This window comes from Anaerostipes hadrus ATCC 29173 = JCM 17467 (assembly GCF_030296915.1).
Classification (GTDB): Bacteria; Bacillota; Clostridia; order Lachnospirales; family Lachnospiraceae; genus Anaerostipes; species Anaerostipes hadrus.
Window position 1 is genome coordinate 2,081,317 of record NZ_AP028031.1, and the last position, 22,048, is coordinate 2,103,364.

Below are 22,048 nucleotides of genomic sequence, written 5' to 3' on the forward strand. Positions count from 1 at the left end.
TCCGGCATAGATAAATCTTGTCTATGCTTGTAACATGGCTTCTTGTTTGTTTCTTTCTATTTCAGTTAGATCATTCTGCTAAAATTTCTTCCAGAATGGCTGTTGCATCTTCAATGCAGCCTGGACAGGATCTTAAGACTTTTCCTGTTTCAATCCCTTTTAGGTCCTTACATTTTGTTGCTTGATTCTTCTCCTGAAAGCGTTTTACAAGCTCTCCTGATAGTTTATAGGTTGCTGCCTTGGAAACTGGTTTCTCGATGTCTCCACAGCTTTTTATGGCACCGATGACTGCAACGGCTCCTGTGATCGCTCCACATGTTCCTTCCATGCAGCCCATTCCTAATCCGTGACCTTCCATCATCTTGAAAATGATGGATTCGTCGATTCCCATTTCTTCAGCAAATGCACAGGCAACTGCCTGGGCACAGTTGTAGCCTTTCTGGTGGTTTTGTGCTGCTTTGTCTGTTTTGATACTCATTTGTAATGTCCTCCGATTTTTATTCATTATTAATTAGATTGTAAATTTCTTCTGCTGTTTTGTCTGGATGTTGTTTTACTTGATCATAGATTGGTTTTATTTCTTCCATTGGTTCTTCTAATTCATCGACTATCTGCTCAAGATTCTTATTTTTTTTCACTTTCTTCTGAATCATCGAAATCTGAGTTAAAATTTTTCCTTGATAAATTCCCTCTTTTCTTCCACGGTTTTCCGCACTCTGCATCTGACTCACTCTGTCACTCGCTGCCATCGCTTCTCTCAAATATAGATATCTGTCCCGTTCGTCCTGGCTCATCTTTACCATTTCTTCTTGTATCCTTTCCATATATCTATTACCTGCTGATTCCTGCGCAACCTCTTCCCATGTCGTTGCGGCGATCAGTCTTGCCCAACGGTATAGAGGATGCTTTCTTGCTTTGCCTTTGGCTGTCTTGGTTTTCTATAATTCTACTTCTTTCCTTAATCATTCATACTATTTTGAATACATCACATCATTTTTCGAAAGTAAATAAACACAGTATTGATTCATACTAATTCCTTCTCTCTGTGAATGTTCTGCTAATGATCTGTGTAGACTTCGTGGTATTCTTAATTTGAATTGTCCAGAATAATTTTCCAAGCTATCTGGTTCATAAATTTCTATTCCCTCTTCCAATGCTGCTCTGATCCACTCTCTTTTTGCATCTTTTGCATTCTGCATTGCACTCTCTATTGTTTCTCCACATGTAATACAACCTGGTAAATCAGGATAAGATATTACAAACCCACCTTCATCTTGATCTTCTATGATTTCCATCTTATATGACATACTCATATACTCATTCAGCGTTTTCATTTTCTCTTTCCTCGCTTTCTACAACCTTTCTTACCATTTCTACATATACTTTTTTAATTGGTTCATGCTTTGGTATTGTAATTGGACTTTTCCCTTGTTTTCTAAATGTATAATGACTACTTCCACTTCTTGGGGCATCCATCCTATACCCATAAGTTTCTAATACCTTTTGTAATTGTGTAAATCGAAGATCCTTCGACAAATTGCAAATACGTGCGATTAGTTTATCCCATTTTGACATTTGTATCTTCCTTTCTTTTATTATATTTGGTGTCGTATTTGGTGTCAATATTTTATTTATGTAAATATTTGCATTTTATGTAATTAAAACACATTCGCTTATTCCTGTCAATATTTTACAATAACATTGTATTAAAAAAGAAGACTCCTCACAAAAAAGAGTCTTCTTTCCTTATCACCAAATGATGTAATTCTATCTTCTGACACTGATCCCTCTCTGATCCAGATATTCCTTCAGATCAGATATCTTCAATTCATTAAAATGGAACAGTGAAGCCGCCAATGCTGCATCTGCTTTTCCTTCTGTCAATGTATCATAAAAATGTTCTTTATTCCCCGCACCACCAGATGCGATCACTGGAATATCAACATTCTCTGCAATGATTCTTGTCAGTTCATTGTCATATCCTGCTTTCGTTCCGTCACAGTCCATGCTTGTTAACAGGATCTCTCCTGCTCCGCGGCGGTTTGCTTCCATGGCCCATTCTACAGCATCTAAGCCTACATCGATTCTTCCACCGTTCTTGTATACATTCCATCCGCTTCCATCGGCTCTGCGTTTGGCATCAATCGCTACAACAACGCACTGGCTTCCGAATTTGTCTGCAGCATCATTGATCAAATCTGGGGTATTGATCGCTGAGGAGTTAATGGAAATCTTATCTGCTCCTTCTCGTAAGATTGCCTTAAAATCATCAACGGTACGGATTCCTCCACCGACTGTAAATGGGATAAATACCTTTTCTGCGACTTTTCTTACCATATCGATCATGATATTTCTTGCATCGGATGATGCTGTGATATCTAAGAATACAAGTTCATCTGCACCTGCTTTGTCATATGCTGCTGCGATCTCTACCGGGTCTCCGGCATCGATCAGATTGACAAAATTGACACCTTTTACGACGCGTCCTGCTTTCACATCTAAGCATGGGATAATTCTCTTTGTATGCATAGCCAATTCCTCCTATAGTGAAACGAAGTTCTTTAAAATCTGTAATCCTACGGTGCTGCTCTTTTCTGGATGGAACTGGCAGGCAAAGATGTTGTCTTTCTCTACTGCTGCGTGAATCTCCACACCATATTCGGTTGTTGCTGCTACAATATCTTCATCGTCTGCCTGAAGATAGTAAGAATGTACAAAATATACATAAGGATTCTCTGGCAGTCCTTTGAATAATCTTGAATCTTCTTTGACTTTGATATTATTCCATCCCATATGTGGAATCTTTAAATCTCCACTCTTTGGAATTCTTAAGATCTTTCCAGGTAATAATCCAAGTCCTTTGACTCCCGGTCCTTCATCGCTGGATTCAAACATCAGCTGTAACCCAAGACAGATTCCTAAAAATGGAATATTCTTCTCTACAACTTCATGGATCGTTTCTTCTAATCCATAATGACGGATCTTCTCCATCGCATCTGCAAATGCTCCAACTCCCGGAAGAATCACTTTATCGCTGTTTACGATCTCATCGTGATCTCTTGTGATGATTGCTTCTTCTCCAAGATAATTGAGTGATTTTTCAACACTTTTGATATTTCCTGCATCATAATCAATAATCGCTATCATAGGTGCCTCCTATTCGTGTGCTATGTTTAAAAAGTCACGGCTGTCCATCTTGATCCCGATTCCTTTTTCTTTGATCTCTTTTCCGATCTGGTATAGTGAATGATGAACTCTTACGAACGTTGCTTTCTCATTGTAGAATGCCATCTTCTCAAAAGGCCAGCGGAACAAACTTGGAACTTCAAAACCTTCTCCTAATTCTAATATAAAAAGCTTTTTATTTAAAGTGTTTTGCAACCATTTTGTGTAACTTGCCCATGAATTTAAGTAAGCTCCTTCGATATAGATAGATTTTGTCTCTTCTGTGCGGACATTAAAGATCAATTGTTTTCCACATTTTGGACATTCCAGATGTTCGATCTTTCCTGTTTTTTCATAATAGTCGATCAAATCTCTAAGTCCTAAGTTCGCAGGATAGAGCTGCTCATTACATGGTGCACTGCACTGGAAGAAATCTCCGTTTCCACATGGTGCTGTCACGTGATCTTTCTTTAAATGGGTATGATACAATAATCCATCATCGTTACTCGTCACTACGAAATATTCTTTTCCTTCCAAAACTTCTTCTAATTCTTTAAACAGATCTGTCTCTTTCATGGATAATAAATACTCTCTCTCGTAAACAGTTCTCATCCATTTGGAATCTTCATCTTCTTTATCGATGAGATTCTGGTAATGTTCATTTGTGATCACTTTCTTGAAATCGATCACACGGTCTGCACGCAATTCTCGTCCGATCCCCACTAATACAAGGTCTGCATCCTGAATCTGTTCTTTGTAATCTTTTAACATATTTCTTTTCATCCTTTTTATCCTATTATCCAAAAGAAACCAGTTTACACTGATTTCTTTTTGCTTACACTATTTATCTATCATACCACAAAACTCATTTCTTTGTCTGTAGCATTTTTACTTCCATACACAACACAATGAAAATGCTTTTTTAACATTGTACAGATTCAGAATCCGCAGATTCCACATCAAAGTAAAATTCTACACCACCTTCTACATTGGCAACTCCATAATCTTTGCCATGTGCTTTCATCGTTGCTTCTACGATAGACAATCCGATTCCGCTTCCACCGTATTCTCTTGTTCTTGCTTTATCGACTTTATAGAATTTTACCCACAATTTATCAATATCTTCCTGTGGAATATGGTCTCCCGTATTAAATACTTTGATCCTTACGTCATTTCCATGACGACAATAGCTGACTTTGATGATTCCACCGTCTGTTACGTGATTTCTGGCATTGCTCAGATAGTTGTTCACAACTTCTTCGATCATAAATTCATCTGCCCACACATGAGTCTCTGGCTCATCAAATATAATCTTGACTTCTTGCTTTTCCACAAGGATCTTGCTTGATTCTACCATATTGCGGATCATTTCTGTGATATCAAATCGTTCCATATTGACCTGATTATTTCCGAATTCAATCTGATTCAGTGTCAGAAGTTTCTGTACCATACGGTTCATCTTCTTTGCTTCATCTGCAATAACGTCACAATAGAACTCTTTGCTTTCTTCATCATCTAAGATATTGTCTTTCAATCCTTCCGAATATCCCTGGATCAGTGCGATCGGTGTCTTTAATTCATGGGATACATGGGATAAGAATTCCTTTCGCATCTCATCAATCTGAACTTTCTGCTCGATATCTTTTTGCAGTTCATTGTTCGCTGTTTTCAGTTCTGAAATGGTGAATTCCAATTTAGATGATAACTCATTGATACTGGCTCCAAGTCGTCCTAATTCATCATCAGATCCTGTTGGCACTTTCACATCAAAATCTAAATGTGACATCTGATTCGCGGCCTTGGCCATATCTTCAATTGGTCTTGTAAACTGGCGGCTGTATAAATACATCGCAACTGCGCCGCAAATGATCAAGATCAGTCCAACATACATCGTAAACTGTCCGGATAATCTGGCACTTGTCTGGATACTTTCCATCGGTGTACTTATGATCACTGTATAATCGCCATCCAGATAGCCCATTAGATTGATGCTTGTTCCCATACTCTTATTGGTATTGGTCATAACTGCATAACCTTGCTTCTTGATCTGGTTACTGATCTTGTCAAGATTTTCATTTAAAATGTTCCAAAGGCTTTTATACATCAAGCTCTTCTCTCCTTCAGAACTATAAACGATCGTTCCTGATCCATCACTGATCAAAACCCTGTAATTATAAGTCTTCGCGATCTCATCCACATCATTCTTCCGTACCGTATCTTTTTGAAAAACTTTCTGTATCTGGTAATAGGATTCTTTGATCGTCTTCTTTTCCTTCACAGTATAATATGTCTTCAACATAGTAAGATTGATCAGTACTGATAATAAGATCACCGACGTCATGATAATGATCAGCATCAATGTCATCTTGACTCTGACTGAACGGTTCTTTAATAATTTCTTTCTCAATTCTCTTCAACCTCAAATTTGTATCCCATTCCCCAGATCGTATGAATATAAGAACCTTTTTCACCAAGTTTATTTCTTAATTTCTTTACGTGGGTGTCGATCGTTCTTGCATCTCCAAAGTAATCATAGTTCCATACCTGATTTAAGATACTTTCCCTTGTAAGGGCTCTTCCTTGATTGGACATAAAATACTGTAATAATTCAAATTCTTTGTAACTCAGATTGATGCTTTTTCCGTCAATAGAGACATGATGTCCCCCAACATCCATGACAATTCCGCCAGCTTCTATCTGTTCACCTTCTGTCTGAACCGTTCTTCTTAAAATGGCTTCCACTCTGGCAACCAAGATCTTTGGGCTGAATGGTTTGGAAATATATTCATCCACTCCAAGTTCAAATCCAAGAAGTTCATCTTGTTCCTGATCTTTTGCCGTCAGCATGATGATCGGAACTTTAGATACTTTACGGATTTCTTTGACAACTTCCCATCCGTCCATCTTCGGCATCATAACATCTAATACTAACAGATTGATTCCCTTTGTAGAATAAAAGGTATCAACCGCTTCTTCACCATCCTGTGCTTCTAACACCTGATAGCCGGCTCTTGTCAGAAAGTCTTTGACTAGCTTTCGCATTCTGCTTTCATCATCCACAACTAATATCTTTAATTCATTCACCTTGTATCTTCCTCCTAATCTTATTTTCTCATACCATTTATTTATATTTCTTTCCTATAAAAAAGAAACATCCTTCTTATTTTGTTGACTTTATTCTATCATAGGATTATGTCAAAACTGTGAATGTTTATCATGAATTTACGATCATCATCTCTTCACAAAATATATCAAAAAAAGAAGTCTCACAGATAAATTCCTGCAAAACTTCTTTTATGATCATGATACTTTTGTATCATTTAATTGTTCGTATTATTCTGCGATCGCTTTGATCTTCTCAAGACCGAAGACAATCACAATACCGATAATAAAGAATACTGGATGGAACGTATGAAGTGTCATCGCTGCTTTTGTATTCTCCAGTGTTGTTGGTCCCATAACGATCGCATATAAAGAACCGATCATCATTCCGATAACAAAATAGATCATCGCACTTCTATGGTTCTCCAATGCACGGCGGATCAGTTTGATCACGAGTGCGATTCCTGTCAAAACTCCAAGTCCAAAGATCACTATGACTGGGAAGTAAGACAAATGAAGATGCATCACTTCTTTGAGTGCTGTGATCACTGGAACATATAACCCAAAGATCAGAAGCATTGTTGATCCTGAAATTCCTGGAAGTACCATTGCTGAGATTGCTACCATCGCTACTGCGAAGATATAAACAACCAATGCGATATTTAAATGTTCCACGCTAACACTGATTCCTTTTCCAGATACTGGATTAAAGTATGTGATTGCTGCAACAAGTACAACTCCAATCACTGCCCAGATGATATTCTGGTATTTTCCTTTTAATGAATCTTTCTCTTCTTTGCAGATCATCGGAATTGCAAAAATGATAAGTCCTAAGAATAAAGAACTGATCTCATAAATCCTGTCATCAAAAATACTTGCCAGAACAGAAACTGCTGCTCCCATTCCAACGACCCATCCAATGCCAATCCTTATTAAAAACTTAATTGCTTCAATTCTTTCTTCTTTTGTTCCTGACATCAAATAATCGAGTGACATGATAAACTTGTCATAAAAACCAAGTAAGAACGCAACCGTTCCACCAGATACACCCGGAACACTATCAGCTAATGCCATACAAAATCCTCTGATAAAATTTAGCATACTACCTCTTTCTCCTGTTATGTGTTTAATATACAACACATTGTATTGTAACATAACTTTTTTTTAGAAGAAAGTATGAAATAAAATTCACATATTTTCATTTGCTGCACGAAGGATCGTAGCCCCTCCAGCAACAATGTCTCCATCATAGAATACGACTGCCTGTCCTGGCGTGATCGCTCTCTGTGGTTCATCAAAGACAACTCTTACTTCATCTTCCCCTGTCATATAGACTCTGCAAGGGACTTCCGGACTATTATATCGAATCTTCGCCATCAGTTTCATACCATCTTCAAACTCTGGTACAGACATACAGTTTACTTTATTTCCATATAAAACATTGGCAAACAGATCCTGTTTGTCTCCGACTACAACTTCATTCGTATCTTTGTCTACTTTGATGACATATCCTGGTTTCTTCAAGGATAATCCAAGACCTCTTCTCTGTCCTACTGTATAGTAAATGATCCCTTTATGCTCTCCTAAGACATTGCCTTCTGGATCTACAAATTTCCCTTTTGGAATCTTTGTTCCAGTCGTCTCTTCGATAAATTCGCCATAGTTATCATCTACAAAGCAGATATCCTGACTGTCAGGCTTGTTGGCAACTAACAGTCCGATCTCTTCTGCGATCTGTCTGACTTCATCTTTTGTGTATGCCCCGATCGGCATGAGTGTTTTAGAAAGCTGATTCTGAGTCAGATTATATAATGCATAGGTCTGATCTTTCTTCTGTGTCTTAGAACATTTTAATGCATAACGTCCGTTATCAAGCTTTGTGATCTGTGAATAATGTCCGGTTGCAATATAGTCTGCTCCAATGTCTAAGCAACGCTTTAATAAGGACTCCCATTTCACATAACGGTTGCATGCGATACATGGATTTGGAGTTCTTGCATTTAAATATTCTTCACAGAAATAGTCAATGACTTTATCTTTGAAGTCTTTTCTAAAATTCATGACATAATGAGGAATTCCGATCATCTGTGCTACACGCCTTGCATCATCAACAGCTGATAGTCCACAGCATCCTCCATTCTCTTCCTGAACAAACTCATCTTCTTCCTGCCAGATCTGCATTGTCACACCGATCACATCGTATCCCTGTTTCTTTAAGAGATATGCCGCAACGGATGAATCAACGCCTCCTGACATTCCAACCACGACTTTTTCTTTCACAACTGCCTCCTAGTATTCCTCTTCTTCTTCACCTTCACTGATATCTGTTTTAGGTTTTTCTAATCCTTCGATCTTGATACCATTTTTCTCAGCATAATCCCATAATGCTGCGTGAATTGCTTCTTCTGCAAGTAAAGAACAGTGAACTTTCACTGGTGGAAGTCCATCTAATGCTTCCATAACCGCTTTATTTGTTACTTCTAATGCCTGCTGAATGTTCTTTCCTTTGACAAGCTCTGTTGCCATACTGCTTGTTGCAACGGCTGCTCCACATCCAAATGTCTTGAATTTAACATCCTGGATGATTCCATTATCATCGATATCTAAATAGATTCTCATGATATCTCCACATTTTGCGTTACCAACTGTTCCCACACCACTGGCATTTTCAATTTCTCCTACGTTTCTTGGATGCTGAAAATGATCCATTACTTTCTCACTGTACATTATGATTCCTCCTGATCTTATCTATAAATTCTACTGAAATTTTATTTTCATTATTTTCCTCTATGGAAAACCTCTTAATTATTTTTCTTTACAAAATCTTCATATAATGGTGACATTGTTCTTAATTTTGTCACGATCTCTTTGATATTGTCTACAACATAATCCATATCTTCTTTTGTTGTTTCTTCTCCGATCGTCATACGAAGTGATCCATGAGCGATCTCATGAGGCAGTCCAATAGCTAACAGTACATGAGATGGATCTAAGGATCCTGATGTACATGCTGATCCACTGGATGCACAGATTCCTGCCATATCAAGCATGATCAGTAAAGATTCTCCTTCGATAAACTGGAAGCTGATATTGATGTTGTTTGGTACTCTCTTTTGTGCATCTCCATTTAAACGGCAGTATGGAACTTCTGCCAGGATTCTCTTGATCGCATAGTCACGGACTTCTGTCTCATGCTTGATTCTTTCATCCATTGTTGCAAATGCGATCTCAACTGCTTTTGCAATTCCTACGATACCTGTGATGTTCTCTGTTCCGGCACGTCTTTTTCTTTCCTGTGCTCCACCATGAATGAAAGAACGAAGTTTTAATCCTTTTCTGATATATAAGAATCCGATTCCCTTTGGTCCACCGAATTTGTGTCCGCTGACACTTAACATATCGATATTATATTCATCTACATTGATCGGAATCTGAGCATATGCCTGAACTGCATCTGTATGGAATAAGATTCCATGTTCTTTTGCGATAGCTCCGATTTCTTTAATTGGCTGGATCGTTCCGATCTCGTTGTTTGCAAACATCACAGAGATTAAGATCGTATCTGGTCTGATCGCTGCTTTTAAGTCATCTAATTTTAAGATTCCGTTCTCATCAACGTCAATATATGTGATCTCAAATCCTTTTTTCTCAAGATATTCACATGTATGAAGGATCGCATGATGTTCGATCTTACTTGTGATGATATGTTTTCCTTTGTTTGCATAAGCTTCTGCTGTACATTTCAATGCCCAGTTATCAGATTCAGAACCACCTGCTGTGAAGTAGATATTCTCTGCTGTTGTTCCAAGTGATCTTGCGATCGTTTCTCTTGATTCGTCTACAACTTTACGGTTATTTAATGCTGGTGTATATACACTGGATGGATTCCAGAAGTTTTCTGTAAAATAAGGAAGCATTGCATCTACAACTTCCGGTCTTGTTGCTGTAGTAGCAGCATGATCTAAGTAAATGATTTTCTTTTCCATGATTATGATTCCTACCTTTCTTCTTGATCATATTTGGTATGTATTTCGATTGATTCTTCCATCAATTCTTGTAAAGTGATCGAATCAACCGCCTGCTGAACGCTGTCATTGATTCGTTTCCAAACTGTCTTGGTCACGCAGAATTTTGTGCCGCTGCAAGTCGATGTATCTCCGGTAAATGCTGCACAGTCGATCGGTGTTAAATCTCCTTCCAAAGTCCTTAAGATATCTCCTGCCGAAATATCTTTTGGATCTTTATCTAACATATATCCACCCTGTGCTCCACGAATACTTTTGATGATCCCTGCTTTCTTCAGTTTAGGTAATAACTGCTCTAAGTATCTGACGGAAATATTCTGTCTCTCTGCGATCGCACTGATTGGTACCGGGCTGTCCTGACTGTATACCGCAATGTCTACCATCGCTCTTAATCCATAGCGTCCTTTTGTCGATAATTTCATTCTCTCACCTCAATCCCGACTATATAACTCGGATTTCATTTGTTATCTTAACAAAGCATGTATCTTATGTCAACATTATTTGTCATATCTTTTTTTTTTATTTCATACAATAATTAAAAATGGCTGGTATTTCCTATGAAAAAGGCAAGCCCGTTTATTTGCGGAACTGTGATCTTAACACTCTCTAATTTTTTTTCAAGACTCATCGGCTTCTATAATAGAATATTTCTGGCAGGCGTGATCGGTGCACATCAGATTGGAATTTATCAATTGATCTTTCCTGTTTATCTCCTTGGGTTTGCTGTCTGTTTTCAGGGATTTCAAATCGCACTTTCTAAGATCACTGCTGAGAAAAAAGCTACGGGAAATATTAATGCTGCTCGTTATGTACTTCGCATTACGATCATTCTTACACTGTGCCTTTGTATCATTTTCTCCTTCTTTGTATTTTGGTATGCAGAACTGATCTGTTCAGTTTTTCTTCATGAACCAAGCTGTGTACCATGCCTGAGACTTGCTGTTCTTGTTCTTCCATTTGTCGGGATCAAAAACTGTATTCATGGGTACTGCCTTGGAATTGAGAATTCGGGTGTTCCTGCTTTTTCTTTGTGTCTGGAACAGATTTCAAGGGTATCCTCTATCTTTTTACTTTCTGTATTCATGATAGAGAAAATGCCAGTTCCTGCTTTTCTCGCTGTCTGTGGAATGGCTGTTGGAGAAATTGTTTCATTTTTCTTTACTCTGATCTTCTATTTCTTACACAAAAAGTCTGCTGACAGCTTGTCAAAGTCTACTCTTTCTGCATCAAAACTTTCTGTATTTCATGAACTGTTATCCCTTGGGATCCCACTGACTTTGAATAGTTTTTCTGTCACCTTATTACAGAGTGTGCAAAGTATTATGATCCCAATGATGTTATATCGTTTTTATGGAAATCGTTACCGCAGCGTCGAGATCTATGGCATCTTAAGCGGCATGGCACTGCCTTTTATCATGTTTCCTTCTACGATCACCAATGCATTATCTTTGATGCTTCTGCCTAAGATTTCTGCTGCCAAAACTCACAACGATCCCTCTTATCTTCGACGTTGTGCGATCTTACCTCTTATCTTTTGTACATTTCTTGGAATTGGAGCTTTTGGCGGATTCTTTGTTTTTGGACCCTGGATTGGAAATTTCTTTTTTCATAATCCTCTTTGCGGAAAGTATTTAAGATCATTGTCTTTTTTATGTCCGTTTTTGTATTGTTCTTCCATCTTATCTACCATATTAAATGGACTTGGAAAAACAAAAGATACATTGCTCCATAACAGTGTATCTCTTGTGATCCAGATTTGTTTTATTTTATTCGCGATTCCTTTGTATGGAGTGAACGGGTATTTGTGGGGACTGTTTCTTAGCTGTTTGTTTCTATGCTTCGCTAATTATCGAAAAGTAATGCTGCATGTATGAGTCGGAAAATAGCTGTTACCGAATTCCCAAAAATGTCTCATACAGATCCACTTGACCGTACCCCCATTCTCTGTTTGGATAGATCCTTTCCGGATCTCTCCTTGCTCCCCGGATCAGATAATTTTTAATTCTTGTCGTATTGATCTGCATATCATTTTTCTGCACGATCCCCCATTCTAACATCAATGCTGCTATACCCGCGGTAATTGCTCCTGAAACGCTCGTTCCCGATTTTCTGCCATAGCGTTTCCTTGGTAATGGTCCTAGAATTTCTACTCCTGGTGCTGTAAAATCTGGTTTAACCGCATTTCTTGGAAATCCCCTGCTACTGTCGATCGCGAGGCTTCCTGTGTTGGAATTATAACTTCCACAAGATATCAGCAATCCTGTATTTGATGGTGCTACCAGTGTATTATATGGTGTGGATTCCAAGAAAAATGTATCTTCGCTGATAAAGTTTGTGATTGGAAGCCACAGATCAAATTCACGATTTCCTACTCCATCGTCACTGACGTAGATGTTCCAGATTCCTGGTGCCGGATTTTGAAATCTCATAACGATAACTGGAGCTCCTGCAGATGTATCTACCGTAAAGTATTCTACGATCAGCCTTGTTTTTTCTAATAAAAATGTTACATATCTTTGCCCGCTTAACCCACCTTGTATCCTACCTGTTTTCTGTCCTGATGGTGACTCAATATCTACATAATAGCGGTTCGGAGCTAATCCCCATAGTTCCATTGCAAATCCATACTCTGATTCTCCAACTTTGACTTCTACTTTTTCATCATTTTGTGAAACCTGACCACTGTAATGATGTCTTGCCTGCCCCTCATTTCCAGCGCTTGTAACAACTGCGACTCCCCGAAGCATCGCTCTGCCTGACAGATACTGGTCTAATGGTCCTGTTCCAAGATGAGATGCCAGGTTGGTGCCAATGCCTAAGAATATGACGATCGGTCTTTGCAACTGTTCTGCAATATGATCGATATAGTGAACTGCCAGCATGATGTCTGTTTCTGCATATGCTTCGTATTTTGGATCAATACAGTAATATTCTTTCAAATAGTCTTTTGCTTTTCTTAATTTCACTACGATCAATCCTGCATTCGGAGCAATTCCTGAAAATCCTGTTTCGTTATCCTCATTTCCAGCAATTAAACCTGCTAAAAAAGTACCATGTCCGGATTCATCCTTCGATGGTACTTTCTGCTGTGGCACGTCGCTTTTCAGTGCCTCTTCTATTTGTTCTTTTGTATATTCTGTCCCATATCCCAGAAATGTATCTTCTGGGTCACCTTCTATTGTCTGATCCCAGAGAGAATATATCTTACTGCTGCCATCTTCATAGCGAAATGCTGGATGTTCATAGTCGATCCCTGTATCGATCATTCCAACTAAAACACCATTTCCATAAAGATCCAAGGTACTCCTTCTGACTTGCGCTACTCCGACATCTTCTAACATCTGTGTGTCCATCAGACCGAAACAACGTGGAATCGTATTATATGGATAATTTTGTCCATATATGGATGTCCGTCCGTTCTTTTTTACATATGCGATCGCGAATCTCTGATCGATCACTGTAATACATTCTGTGTTGAATTCTTCTTTTACATAGTCGAGAACTCCACTATATTCTCCGATAAATTCAAAATAATCATTACTCTGGGCTGCATTTTCACATAGCATAGGAATACCTCAGGTTTTTTATAGTTTATGCACCCAATTTCCATCTGTTAATCTATGTGTATGATACAATTTATGAAAATTAATTTAAATACGCTCCGTAATAAGTCCCTTCTGATAAGCCCATAATAACTGTTCAAGATCTGCCACTTTCTCCTGTAGTGCCTTGCCATTATCAGTATCCATAACACATTTACGTTTCGTTACCTTATTAATAACGATCGTATCTGAATGGATATCTGTTTCCTCTCTGATCGCTATAGTTCTTGATACAAATGGTTCGTGTGCTACGAGTTTTAATCCGTAAGAATTAGACACTAAGGTATAACCTGCGATCCCTGTTGTCTTCTGATATGCTTTCGAGAATCCACCATCAATGACAAATAGCTTTCCTCCACATTTGATCGGGCTTTCGCCTTTCTTTACTGCTACTGGCATATGCCCGTTTACAATCTTGCCTGTCGATGTATCTAATCCGAATTCTTCTAAGATCTGGTTGATCACTGCTTCATTTTCATACCACTGATAGTAATAGTCTTTCTTTTCTTTCTTAAGATCTGCATCGTCCAAGAAATAGCGCTCAAACGTTGCCATCTTTGCTTTTCCGTAGACTGGTGAGTTTTCATTTGACCAGATGAACCACATGATGTCTTGTCCATATTTTCTGGCTTTCATGTCTTTTTCCTCATAATAGCCCTGTCTTGCCAGATGTTCTAAGACGTCATAAAGTTCTTTCCCTGCGTACTTTCTTCCTTCAATCTCTACTTCACGAAATGTTCCATCTTCGTTTAGCGGTACACAGCCATGATATAGAAGCATTCCATTGAATACCTTGTATAAGTGTCCTTTTGCAAATAAGAATCTTATATGTTCCTGAAGATAAGCACAGTATTTAAATACAGTTACCAGATGTTCCATCACATATTCTTCTTCTTTGGTCAATTTATATGGATCATTTGGATCGATCGTTGGAAAATTCTTATCTTTTAATTCATATTCTTTTCCATCTAATGTGATCGTTCCTTTTTCATAGTCGATCTTGTCTAATAGTAATCTTTGATCCATCAAAAAGTCTGGACGGCGTTTGATCAATTGACCTTCTACTTTAAACTGCATGATCGCAATGGCTTTGTGCATCTTCTTATTCAATTCTTCTTCTCGGATATTACTCTCATCCACTTCTCCAGATGCATGGAATAATTCACATTCATCATCTTTGTAACACTCCAATGCAAATCTTGCCAGCGGGATCAGATTGATGCCATAACCATTTTCCAAAACATCCAGATTATTGTATCTTGCACAGATTCTTACAACATTACAAATACATGCGCGGTGCCCAGATGCAGCTCCCATCCATAAAATATCGTGATTTCCCCACTGAATATCAACATTCACTGTCTTCATGATGCAGTCCATGATCCTGTGTGGACCAGATCCTCTATCGTAAATATCTCCGATCACATGCAGATGATCGATCGTCAGATCCTGGATCAGATGGGCCATCGCTGCAATAAACTGTCTGACCCTTCCTGTCGTGATGATCGTCTCAAGAATCTGCTCTACATAGCGTTTCTTATCAGCTCTCCGGTGTTCTACCATCAATTCTTCCATCACATAGGCAAATTCTGGTGACATTGCTTTCCTTACTTTTGATCTTGTATATTTATTCCCGACTGATCTTGCAACATGAACCAGACGTACCATCGTATCATGCTGCCATTCAAGAAGGAAATTCTTTGGTAATTCTTCCTCCATTAAATCCATCTTCTGCTCCGGATAATAAATAACTGATGCCAGATTTTTCTTTTGCTTTGTTGTCAGTGTATTCCCAAATTCATCTTCAATCCTGCTTCGGATCGCTCCTGATCCATTCCTTATGATATGGCTGAATTTCTCATATTCGCCGTGAACATCAGAAACATAATGCTCTGTTCCTTTGGGAAGATGCAAGATTGCCTGAAGATTGATGATCTCTGTTGAAGCAGCTGCGACATTTGGATAACGCACTGCCAGTTCCTTTAGATACTTCATCTGGTCCATGAGAAGGCTCCCCTTTCGTTTACGCTTTTTTGATTGTTCTGTAATATTATAGCATTATTTTTCATACTTTCCCAATAACTTTCTTTCATTTTCCTTAATTATTATACTTTTATGAAAACAAGGCTGTTTCTTATGTTATACTGTAAACAGCCTAGGTAAAATTTATGTAAATTTCCATATTTACTGTCCTTGATCTTCACAGGCTACTTACAATAAGGAGGAGATTATGTTAAAAAAGAACAAAAGCATTGCACTGGTGATGATCTTAGCTTTATTGATCATCACATCTTCTTGTGCACCAAAAAACACACAGGCAGAAATTGATAAACCTGCCAAAACAAGTGCCTCTTGGGAGAGGAAACTTTGCAGATCAAAACTTGATATCATCAGTTCTTACGGTGATGATCAGGCATTTCACCCAAAAGTCTTAAACTTTGAAAAACCATGGAACGGCTATCGCTATTGGATGGCATACACTCCATATCCAGGTGCAGATCAGCGAAAAGAAAATCCACACGTCTGTGTCTCCAATGACAGGATTCATTGGAAGCCATTTGAAGGAGAGGGAAAAGCTGTTTCACTTGATCCATTGACCCCATTTGAAGACCCTGACAAACAGTATAATTCAGACACCCATCTTGTATATAGAAAAGATATCGACACCTTAGAATGTTACTGGCGCCAAGTCGATAATCGTACCAGGATCGATAAGATCATGAAACGTACAACAACCGATGGTATCCACTGGAGTAAAGCTCAGAATGTATTGGTTTCCGATGCACGCACTGATCGTATTCTAAGTCCGGCGATCATTTATGAAAACGGACGATATAAGATGTGGACTGTCAACTGTAAAAGAAAATTCCCTGTTTTATACCGTGAAAGTAAAGATGGTTTTCATTGGACAACTCCAAGCACGATTCAGTTAAAATATCCATCTGACAGACTTCGAAGCTGGCATCTGGATGTCATTCATACAGAGAAAGGCTATGAAATGCTCGTCGTTGCCTTCTACAAAGGGCATAGGCACCGGGAAATGAATCTTTATTATACTTCATCCAAAAATGAGCATGATTTTAAGAAATGTATTACGATCTTAAAACCATCTGAAAAGGAAAAAGCATGGGACAACCGTGGTATTTACCGTAGCAGCTTTTTTGTGGAAAATGGAATTTATTATATTTATTACAGTGGTATTGGATATCCAAAAGGGCCAAACAGCTCTCAGGGTGTTGGACTCACATATGGTCCATCGGTGAAAAACATTCATGGTTACGATGCATAAAATCTCTTGACGTTATAAATATTCAGGTGTAAACTGTTAGCAATAAGAATTTTTAGCCGACCATCCATAGACTGGCTAACGACTCTACAATACGAATAAAAGGAAGTGCATTAATATTATGGAAAAGAAAAATATCGACTGGGCTAACATCGGTTTCGGTTATATGCCAACAGATTACCGTTTTGTAGCTAATTACAAAGATGGAGCATGGGATGAAGGTGAATTAACAACAGATGCCAACATCACAATCTCTGAATGTGCCGGTGTATTACAGTACGCTCAGACATGTTTTGAAGGAATGAAAGCTTACACAACAGAAGATGGACATATCGTTGTATTCCGTCCTGACTTAAATGCAAGCCGTATGGCAGATTCATGCAGAAGACTTGAGATGCCTGTATTCCCTGAAGATAAATTTGTAGAAGCGATTGAGAAAGTCGTTGCAGCGAATGAAGCATTCGTACCACCTTTCGGTTCTGGTGCTACATTATATATCCGTCCTTATATGTTCGGAAGTGATCCTGTGATCGGTGTAAAACCAGCAAATGAATATCAGTTCCGTATCTTTACTACACCAGTAGGACCATACTTCAAAGAAGGAGCTAAACCTATTACTATCCGTGTCAGTGATTATGATCGTGCTGCTCCTCGTGGAACAGGTAATATCAAAGCCGGATTAAACTATGCTATGAGCCTTTACCCAATCATGGAAGCTCATCGTCAGGGATTTGATGAGAATATGTATCTTGACCCAGCAACAAGAACAAAAGTAGAAGAAACAGGTGGAGCTAACTTCATCTTTATTACAAAAGATGGTAAAGTTGTAACACCTAAATCTGACAGTATCCTTCCATCTATCACTCGTCGTTCTTTAGTTTATGTAGCCAAAGAATACCTTGGACTTGAAGTCGAAGAACGTGAAGTATTATTTGATGAAGTCAAAGATTTCGCTGAATGTGGATTATGTGGAACAGCCGCAGTTATCTCTCCAGTAGGAAAGATTTATGATCACGGTAATGAAATCTGCTTCCCAAGCGGAATGGAAAAGATGGGACCTGTCATCCAGAAATTATACGATACTTTAACAGGAATCCAGATGGGTCATATTGAAGCCCCTGAAGGATGGATCAAGGTTATTAAATAAGACTTTCGTTAATAGAATATTAAATAACATAAAATGCAGCCAGACAGTTATTGATTTAACTTTCTGGCTGCATTTCATTTATACATATTGGCGTATCATTCTTATTTACTGATCTCTTAGATGAATCTCTGGATTTCCATGATTCTCAATATAATCTCTTGTGATCGTTACGCTTCCGATCGTGTCGTCTTTTGGTATCTCGTACATAATGTCGAGCATGAATTTCTCGATGATCGCACGTAATGCTCTGGCTCCTGTTTTCTTTTTCAGAGCTTGTTCTGCGATAGCCTCCAGAGCCCCTTCGTCGAATTCTAATTTTACTTCATCTAATTCTAATAACTTCTGATACTGTTTTAAGATCGCATTCTTTGGTTCCTTTAGAATCTTGACTAACATCTCTTTTGTCAGTCCTTCTAATGTAAATATCATTGGAAGTCTTCCGATGAATTCTGGAATGAATCCATATTCTCTCAAGTCTTCATTCGTAACCTGAGCAATAATGTTTTCTTCTTCATCAAAACGGTCTTTTAAATCTGCTCCAAATCCGATCGATGTTTTCTTCATCAGACGTTTTTTGATGATTCCTTCTAAGTTCGGGAAGGCTCCACCACAGATAAAAAGAATATTCCTTGTATTGATCGTTGTGAGTGGTACCATTGCATTCTTGCTTGTAGCTCCGACTGGCACTTCGACTTCTGCTCCTTCTAAGAGTTTTAGCAATCCTTGCTGAACGGATTCTCCACTGACATCTCTGCTGTTTGTATTTTGTTTCTTGGCAATCTTATCAATCTCGTCAATGAATACGATTCCATGTTCTGCACGGTCTACATCGTTATCTGCCGCCTGTAAGAGCTTTGATAAAACACTTTCTACGTCATCACCAATATATCCTGCTTCTGTTAAGGATGTAGCATCTGTGATCGCTAGTGGTACTTTTAACAGTCTTGCAAGTGTCTTGACCAGATATGTTTTACCGCTTCCTGTTGGCCCGATCATCAGCATATTCGATTTATCGATTTCAATCTCATCCATTGTGTTTGTAACCACTCGTTTATAATGATTGTATACAGCAACAGACATAACTTTCTTCGCATAATCCTGTCCAATAACATATTCATCCAGCATTGCCTTGATCTGATGTGGTGCTGGAATATCTTTTAATGTAAACTCTGGCTCTTCTTTTTTGTCTTTCTTTTTCTTCTTTACTTCCGCTTTTGGCTGCATGCTCTGCATATCGTTCATCATCTTTGTGATATCCATGCTGTCAAGATCCATATTTCTTGCGTCAATAAATCCAAACTGACCATTGCCCATAGAATTTAATGTCCTCTGCATACAATCTGTACATATAAAAATATTATTCGGAAGTTCTAACATCTTACCAGCTGCAGATTCCGGACGTCTGCAAAGATAGCAGTAATGTTCCACATCTTTGTGTTCATCCTCATTTGTTACTTCCTCAATCTCATTTTGATTTTTCTCTTCTGACATATGATTGTCCCCCACTTTTTATTTTGAATAGAGTACTTCTCCTATAATTTCAATCCCTCTTATCATATCTTCTTTTTTCATTCTCGTAAACCCCAAAATATATTCTTCTTTCAATGGTTTTCCTTCTATATAATACCATGAGAGCGGATAGATCATCACGCCTTTTTGTCTTAATTTTTTTTGAAACTCTTTTTGATCACTGACAGGGAATCTTACGATGATATGTGCTCCTGCTCCATGACCATATATTTGAATATCGGAGTTTAACTTCTTAATTTCTTTGATCAATAGATCATGTTTCTCTTTATAAATATTCCTCATACGGTTTAAATGTCGTTCAAAATGCCCTTCTGTCAGAAACAGCGTCAAAACTTTCTGATCGATCCTTGATACTGCACAGGAAAATGTCTGGCCAATCTGCTGATATCTCTTTGCAAGTTTCTTTGGGAGCACCATATAACTTGCTCGGATCGCTGGTGCGATCGCTTTTGAAAATGTTCCCATGTAGATCACATTTTCTCCATCATCTAATCCCTGCATCGCTGGAATTGGTTTTCCATGATATCTGAACTCGCTGTCATAATCATCTTCGATAATATAATGATCTGGATCTTTTTTAGCCCATCCTAATAATTGACTTCTTCGCCCTATTGGCATGATCACGCCTGTGGGATATTGGTGTGCCGGGGTTACATATGCTAAGTTCGCATCTGTTTTCTGCAATTGTTCTACACACATTCCACTTTCGTCCATGGAGATCGGATGAATCTTAAAATCTAATTCCTTTAAGATTTCATACGCATTTTTGTAAACTGGATTTTCAATTCCAATGGAAACTTTTTCTCCTAAAATCTGACGCAGTAAAAATAGCAGATTCTCCATTCCTGCTGCCACTACGATCTGGCTGGCATGAACATGAACACCTCTGGATTGTCTCAGATAATACATGATCGCTTTGCGCAATTCCAAATCTCCTTGAAAATTCCCCTTTTGAAATAACTCACTGTTATCATTGATCATGATCTCTTTTAGTAGTTTTCTCCAGATATGATAAGGAAACTGTTCCATATCAACTCCTGCTGATGAAAAGTCGTATGGTATCTTCTCTGGTCGTATTTCTTCTTCCTCTTCTTCGATCTTAACTGGAATGTGAAGCTCTGCCAGTTCTTCTACCTGACAGACAAAGAAACCACGTTTTGGTTTTGATTCAATATATCCTTCTGCACAAAGCTGTGCATATGCAGTGTCCACAGTATTCCTGCTGACATCTAAATGTTTGGAAAGTCTCCTTGCAGAAGGGAGTCTGGCCCCAAAGGGCAAAACTCCTGTTATAATTTCTTCTTTGATAGAATTATAAATCTGCTCATATAACGGCTCTTTTTTTGAAGTATCAAGTGCAACGATCAGCATATAACCACCTGTTTTCCTCTAATTTATTCTGCATTTGAAACAGTCATTTTTTCTATTACAACTTTCTTCACTGGCTGGCTTACTTCTCCACTTCCATTATCTTGTGTCTTGCATCCTGAAATCTTATCTAACACATCATATCCATTGATCATTTGTCCAAACACAGTATAGCTTCCTGTTAAGGATGGATATCCACCCTGATTCAAGAATAACGCTTGTTGTTTCTTTGTGAGCTCTACATTCCCTTCTTCCAGACCTTTCTTCGCTGTATCTGCTTTCGCCTGCACGATAAAAAACTGACTTCCATTCGTATCTGCTCCGGAATTTGCCATACATAAAGAACCGCGAAGAGGCAGAAGTTCCTCACATACTTCATTATCAAAGTCTTCTCCCCAAATACTTTCTCCGCCTGTTCCTGTTCCTGTTGGATCTCCACTCTGGATCATAAAATCATTGATGACTCTGTGAAAGATCTGTCCATCAAAGTATCCATTCGATGCAAGAGTTACAAAATTCTTCACAGCCAAAGGCGCTTTCTTCATGAAGAACTTAAACTGCATTTCTCCATAACCTTTGACTTTCATAGTGACGATCGTTTCTCCCTTTTGTGCATCCGCAAGTTGGTCTGTTTTCTTTGCTGCTGTGATCTTTGGTACTTTATATTTTGATTGCACTTTCATCTTTGTTTCTGTTGTTGCTTTTGTTGTATCTTTGCTGCCGTCTTTTGCAGATGAACACCCAACACAAAGTGTCATGGCTGCCATCAGACATGCTGCTGCTATGATCTTTCTCATTTTTGATTTCCTTTCTATTTTAAGAG

Annotated in this window: 22 protein-coding genes; 3 read left to right on the forward strand and 19 right to left on the reverse strand. The window is 38.4% G+C overall.

Features of this window, described 5'->3' with window-relative positions; translation table 11 throughout:
• Positions 1-70 precede the first annotated feature (70 nt).
• The 14 genes from QUE18_RS10000 to QUE18_RS10065 form a co-directional block, all read right to left on the reverse strand.
• Positions 71-478: a C-GCAxxG-C-C family protein gene (locus QUE18_RS10000; protein WP_009265149.1), complete on the reverse strand. Its 408-nt coding sequence runs from the start codon at positions 476-478 to the stop codon at positions 71-73.
• 19 nt (positions 479-497) lie between these two features.
• Positions 498-824: a hypothetical protein gene (locus QUE18_RS10005; protein WP_009203025.1), complete on the reverse strand. Its 327-nt coding sequence runs from the start codon at positions 822-824 to the stop codon at positions 498-500.
• Between the two features lie 147 nt (positions 825-971).
• Positions 972-1,334 carry a type II toxin-antitoxin system HicB family antitoxin gene (locus tag QUE18_RS10010; RefSeq protein WP_008391651.1) on the reverse strand — a complete coding sequence of 121 codons (363 nt, stop codon included), beginning with the start codon at positions 1,332-1,334 and terminating at the stop codon, positions 972-974.
• Positions 1,318-1,575, reverse strand: a complete 258-nt coding sequence (locus QUE18_RS10015) for a type II toxin-antitoxin system HicA family toxin (protein WP_009203026.1) — start codon at positions 1,573-1,575, stop codon at positions 1,318-1,320. Before QUE18_RS10015 ends, QUE18_RS10010 begins: the two co-directional genes overlap by 17 nt.
• 192 nt (positions 1,576-1,767) lie before the next feature.
• Positions 1,768-2,529, reverse strand: coding sequence for an imidazole glycerol phosphate synthase subunit HisF (hisF, locus tag QUE18_RS10020; protein WP_009203027.1), 762 nt, complete (start codon positions 2,527-2,529; stop codon positions 1,768-1,770).
• A gap of 12 nt (positions 2,530-2,541) precedes the next feature.
• Positions 2,542-3,147, reverse strand: a complete 606-nt coding sequence (gene hisH, locus QUE18_RS10025) for an imidazole glycerol phosphate synthase subunit HisH (RefSeq protein WP_009203028.1) — start codon at positions 3,145-3,147, stop codon at positions 2,542-2,544.
• 9 nt (positions 3,148-3,156) lie between these two features.
• On the reverse strand, positions 3,157-3,948 hold the full coding sequence (locus QUE18_RS10030) for an SIR2 family NAD-dependent protein deacylase (RefSeq protein WP_009203029.1): 792 nt from the start codon (positions 3,946-3,948) through the stop codon (positions 3,157-3,159).
• 139 nt (positions 3,949-4,087) lie between these two features.
• Entirely contained in the window at positions 4,088-5,572 is a 1,485-nt protein-coding gene (locus QUE18_RS10035) for a sensor histidine kinase (RefSeq protein WP_040343928.1), read from the reverse strand.
• Entirely contained in the window at positions 5,569-6,249 is a 681-nt protein-coding gene (locus tag QUE18_RS10040; RefSeq protein ID WP_009203032.1) for a response regulator transcription factor, read from the reverse strand. The genes QUE18_RS10035 and QUE18_RS10040 overlap by 4 nt, the downstream gene beginning before the upstream one ends.
• Before the next feature lie 249 nt (positions 6,250-6,498).
• Entirely contained in the window at positions 6,499-7,368 is an 870-nt protein-coding gene (locus QUE18_RS10045) for a DUF368 domain-containing protein (protein ID WP_039862537.1), read from the reverse strand.
• 87 nt (positions 7,369-7,455) lie between these two features.
• Positions 7,456-8,547, reverse strand: coding sequence for a tRNA 2-thiouridine(34) synthase MnmA (gene mnmA, locus QUE18_RS10050; RefSeq protein WP_009203034.1), 1,092 nt, complete (start codon positions 8,545-8,547; stop codon positions 7,456-7,458).
• A gap of 9 nt (positions 8,548-8,556) precedes the next feature.
• Complete coding sequence (gene nifU, locus QUE18_RS10055) at positions 8,557-8,994, reverse strand: Fe-S cluster assembly scaffold protein NifU (protein ID WP_008391662.1); 438 nt, start codon at positions 8,992-8,994, stop codon at positions 8,557-8,559.
• 74 nt (positions 8,995-9,068) lie between these two features.
• Entirely contained in the window at positions 9,069-10,253 is a 1,185-nt protein-coding gene (nifS, locus tag QUE18_RS10060) for a cysteine desulfurase NifS (protein WP_009203035.1), read from the reverse strand.
• A gap of 11 nt (positions 10,254-10,264) precedes the next feature.
• On the reverse strand, positions 10,265-10,714 hold the full coding sequence (locus tag QUE18_RS10065; protein ID WP_008391664.1) for an RrF2 family transcriptional regulator: 450 nt from the start codon (positions 10,712-10,714) through the stop codon (positions 10,265-10,267).
• 135 nt (positions 10,715-10,849) lie between these two features.
• On the opposite strand from QUE18_RS10065, the gene QUE18_RS10070 reads away from it, so the two are divergent.
• On the forward strand, positions 10,850-12,166 hold the full coding sequence (locus QUE18_RS10070) for an oligosaccharide flippase family protein (protein ID WP_009203036.1): 1,317 nt from the start codon (positions 10,850-10,852) through the stop codon (positions 12,164-12,166).
• 15 nt (positions 12,167-12,181) lie between these two features.
• On the opposite strand, the gene QUE18_RS10075 is transcribed toward QUE18_RS10070, so the two are convergent.
• Together QUE18_RS10075 and QUE18_RS10080 are read right to left on the reverse strand one after the other, a co-directional pair.
• Positions 12,182-13,858 carry a S8 family peptidase gene (locus QUE18_RS10075; protein WP_009203037.1) on the reverse strand — a complete coding sequence of 559 codons (1,677 nt, stop codon included), beginning with the start codon at positions 13,856-13,858 and terminating at the stop codon, positions 12,182-12,184.
• An 84-nt stretch (positions 13,859-13,942) separates the two neighbouring features.
• Positions 13,943-15,898: a fructose-bisphosphatase class III gene (locus tag QUE18_RS10080; RefSeq protein ID WP_009203038.1), complete on the reverse strand. Its 1,956-nt coding sequence runs from the start codon at positions 15,896-15,898 to the stop codon at positions 13,943-13,945.
• Between the two features lie 226 nt (positions 15,899-16,124).
• Here QUE18_RS10080 and QUE18_RS10085 point away from each other — a divergent pair, with 226 nt between their 5' ends.
• Positions 16,125-17,183: a glycoside hydrolase family protein gene (locus QUE18_RS10085; protein ID WP_009203039.1), complete on the forward strand. Its 1,059-nt coding sequence runs from the start codon at positions 16,125-16,127 to the stop codon at positions 17,181-17,183.
• 118 nt (positions 17,184-17,301) lie between these two features.
• Positions 17,302-18,327, forward strand: a complete 1,026-nt coding sequence (locus QUE18_RS10090) for a branched-chain amino acid aminotransferase (protein WP_008391685.1) — start codon at positions 17,302-17,304, stop codon at positions 18,325-18,327.
• Between the two features lie 105 nt (positions 18,328-18,432).
• Here the strand turns inward: QUE18_RS10090 and clpX are convergent, their stop codons facing one another.
• The 3 genes from clpX to QUE18_RS10105 are packed head-to-tail and all read right to left on the reverse strand — an operon-like array spanning position 18,433 to position 22,022.
• The gene (gene clpX / locus QUE18_RS10095) at positions 18,433-19,818 is read right to left on the reverse strand and encodes an ATP-dependent Clp protease ATP-binding subunit ClpX (RefSeq protein ID WP_009203040.1); all 1,386 of its coding nucleotides are present in this window, start codon (positions 19,816-19,818) and stop codon (positions 18,433-18,435) included.
• Positions 19,819-19,836: 18 nt separating this feature from the next.
• Positions 19,837-21,228 carry a MocR-like pyridoxine biosynthesis transcription factor PdxR gene (pdxR, locus tag QUE18_RS10100; protein ID WP_009203041.1) on the reverse strand — a complete coding sequence of 464 codons (1,392 nt, stop codon included), beginning with the start codon at positions 21,226-21,228 and terminating at the stop codon, positions 19,837-19,839.
• A gap of 23 nt (positions 21,229-21,251) precedes the next feature.
• Positions 21,252-22,022 carry a peptidylprolyl isomerase gene (locus tag QUE18_RS10105; protein ID WP_242852695.1) on the reverse strand — a complete coding sequence of 257 codons (771 nt, stop codon included), beginning with the start codon at positions 22,020-22,022 and terminating at the stop codon, positions 21,252-21,254.
• Positions 22,023-22,048 lie beyond the last annotated feature (26 nt).